This is a genomic window from Halorubrum sp. SS7, from assembly GCF_005435055.1.
GTDB lineage: Archaea > Halobacteriota > Halobacteria > Halobacteriales > Haloferacaceae > Halorubrum > Halorubrum salinarum.
In genome coordinates this window covers 1-430 of sequence record NZ_SGXV01000342.1, presented here as the reverse complement: position 1 = coordinate 430, position 430 = coordinate 1, and the positions used below count along the sequence as shown (strand labels likewise).

Genomic DNA, 430 nt, shown 5'->3' with positions numbered 1-430 from the left:
CTCACGTTTTCATGTCAAGCATATTGGGCATCTGGCCCAAACTTCTCCGCCTTGAAGAATGTTATTAGGTGCTCCATAATTCATGAATACATTTCTAAGTTTGTGGAAAGAGAACAGGATAAAGGTCATATAGGAGATCAGGAGCTACCGCCTGAAGAGGACCCTTCTCGTGAACTAAACAATGTACAACATGAAGTCAATAGTTTAACGGAACAAGATGCGGAGGCGGATGAAGGATTGTGGGGTGAAATAGATTCATTATGTGAAAAATGGCAGTCTGAAGCGGAAGATCAAACTGAGGCGGAGATAATAGCCGACAGGATAATTGGAAATAGCCAGAGGATGGCGAACCTCAAAATTCGTCGTACAAAGTTCAAAAGTGTCTTGTATCATATACTAAAGGAACTAATTCAATCTCAGGGAACCGTAA

At 41.4% G+C, this 430-nt stretch carries 1 protein-coding gene; it reads left to right on the top strand.

Translation table 11 applies throughout. From position 1 onward, the window contains the following. Positions 1 to 102: 102 nt before the first annotated feature. The coding region (locus EXE44_RS18295; protein ID WP_241991899.1) for a hypothetical protein at positions 103 to 430 on the top strand (328 nt) is incomplete at its 3' end.